Genomic DNA, 2,387 nt, shown 5'->3' on the forward strand with positions numbered 1-2,387 from the left:
AGCTCGTCTGGATATGGTTCTGGGAGTGGAATACATAAGAAATGCAGTGTGCATCGGATTTATAGCAAATGAAGTACTTTCTATTGTGGAGAATGCAGGGATGATGGGAGTTCCTATGCCTTCCATGATAAAAAAGGCAGTAGATATATTAAAGGACACAGCAGAAAGTGGAGCGAGGTAGTATGGAGGATATAGAGGTATTAGAATAACATGGTTACTTTTATTGACGGGGCTGGAAATATAGTAGTAAGCTGTATTTAGTATAGTCAGGCAGAAAAATATGATGAAAAAATATATTTCAGAGTTTATGAAAAAGTGTGCAGTATATCTGATTTTACAGAAAATGTGTCAGGATATTGGTGGTGAGTTGTTTCGGATTCAGGATACTCAGATGAAATATGATAGATATGGGAAATATAGGAATGCAGATTTGGGAGCACATACACCGAGTCCTGTAATTGACCTGCTTGTAGGTAATATGAAAAGAGGTGAGTTTTATAAAAGAAAGCCTATAAAAATGGATCGTGTGTTTAGATTTAAGTACAGAGAATACGGAAATCTGACTTCTGCATTTTTGTACCTGAAAGAAAAGCCTCGATATTTTTTTCAGTATTATATTTTGGAAGATATGTTTTTTCGTAATAAATTATAGAAAGGAAAGGGTGTATGAAAAGAAAAGATAATAAAAAAAGGGTATTTGAGATGGATACAAATAGTTTGTTTTCTTTTATCCTAATTATAAGTATCATTGGTGCATTTTTATGTATAACTGGTTTTATTGGAACAAATATGATTAGTAAGAGGATGTCATATAATTATTTAAGTATTATTCTGATTATCTCAGTTAATTGGCGTCCAGCTCGTAATAGTAACATACCAGGATTTTCTGGTATGAATGCACAGATTGCAGAAAGAGAAGACAAGTCTAATCCATTATTTCAGTATGGGTATATAGCACAACACAGAAAAAGAAAATGGATGTCGAATTTAAAAGGCTTTTACGTTTTACAAGTTCAGGCTTTAATAAAAATTTTAGCTTTAATTATATTATCTTTGGTTACGGCTGTGCATTGGGTCTGTTTTAATCAAATGTATATATCAAAATTGTTAGTATTTTGTTATGTAATTATATATGCATGGATGATACTAGGAGCGGTTTTTCGGTGTTTTGTAAGCTGGAAATATAATAATATTTTAAATCGAAGTAGAAAACAACTTTATAAGTTATTTATTGATGGTGAAATATTTCAGACATCTAAAAAACATTCAGAAAAAATAGAAATTATAAAAACTTTTTTGAGGGATAAAGATTTAATGGAAATAGCCAGTTGGGCGTTTATGGATTATTATGAGTTAGTAGTGGAAACAAAAGAGAGACTTTTAGATGACATACATAATAAAATATCTATACATATTTATGAAGATAGAAAAAACTACAAAACTCAGATATTAGTACAGCTTTGTGTTTCAGAGCTTACAGAGAGGCACATAAAACTATTGAAAGAAGAGTTAAAAAAATTTGTAAAAAAGCATATAGATAGACTTCCTGTAGTGCCAATATGTATAACGAACATTTTTTATGTGGATAAGCTATCACCATTTTTAATAGATATGATAACTCAGCAGAATAGTCAGAGTGAATCTGTTTGTGTTTTGACAGCTGGAATTGTATTAAAAGAACAAAAAATATACATTTCTAAAAGCGGGGAGAATCAGGAAACAGAAAATTATCAAAGAATGAGAAATGTTTTTGAGGAGGTTATAGATAAGTTTACCGTAGATGAAGAAGAGATTTGTTTATGACAAATATAAGAAGATGAAATCCCCAATTTTTGATAGGTTTGAAGAGTTTTCATTTATGTATGTTGTAATGGTAAAGTCTAAAGAAAAGCTGAGAAAGAGGTCGAGGAAATAAAAAAAAGGGAGAGGGAATGGTTCAGAATTTAGGAGACAAAAGAATTGGATTTCCAAAGGTTCGAAACGATAGTTCTTTTATGGAAACACAGAGGTAAACTATACTTATGACAGCTGGAGTAAGAGTTTAAGTATTACCGGAAGCCACGGGAAAAATATGTATGCATACTGCGAATCCGGCTAATCTTGTGGATTACAGTGGATGTTTTGCGGCTTCAATAGGTGCTTTGTTAGCTGGTACGGTAAAAAATTTGTAGTAACAGTAGCTAAAAAGTGGCATCAGCAGTTGCGGGATTTGTTGCAGGATTTGTGGCACATAAAGCTATAGATTTCGTAGGGTCAATTGATTTTTTGCTTCGAAAGAAAAAGAAGAAGTCAAGATAGACGCAGACGCTATACTGCGGTCTAAGAAGCAGAGGAAAGATTTTCCAATTTATAGATACGGTGGAACAACCCCAGGTAATTTAACTCCC

The 2,387-nt window shown here is 32.4% G+C and carries 3 protein-coding genes; all 3 read left to right on the top strand.

The genetic code is table 11. The features are described from left to right. A partial coding sequence (locus QVP40_RS04600) for a phage holin family protein (protein ID WP_288200329.1) occupies window positions 1-181 on the top strand: 181 nt, incomplete at its 5' end. A 99-nt stretch (window positions 182-280) separates the two neighbouring features. Further along, complete coding sequence (locus tag QVP40_RS04605; protein WP_022067313.1) at window positions 281-652, top strand: hypothetical protein; 372 nt, start codon at window positions 281-283, stop codon at window positions 650-652. 14 nt (window positions 653-666) lie between these two features. Further along, window positions 667-1,803 carry a hypothetical protein gene (locus QVP40_RS04610; protein WP_022067314.1) on the top strand — a complete coding sequence of 379 codons (1,137 nt, stop codon included), beginning with the start codon at window positions 667-669 and terminating at the stop codon, window positions 1,801-1,803. The last annotated feature ends 584 nt before the right edge of the window (window positions 1,804-2,387 follow it).

The sequence above is a fragment of the Blautia sp. CAG:257 genome, assembly GCF_000433815.1.
Classification (GTDB): domain Bacteria; phylum Bacillota; class Clostridia; order Lachnospirales; family Lachnospiraceae; genus Blautia_A; species Blautia_A caecimuris.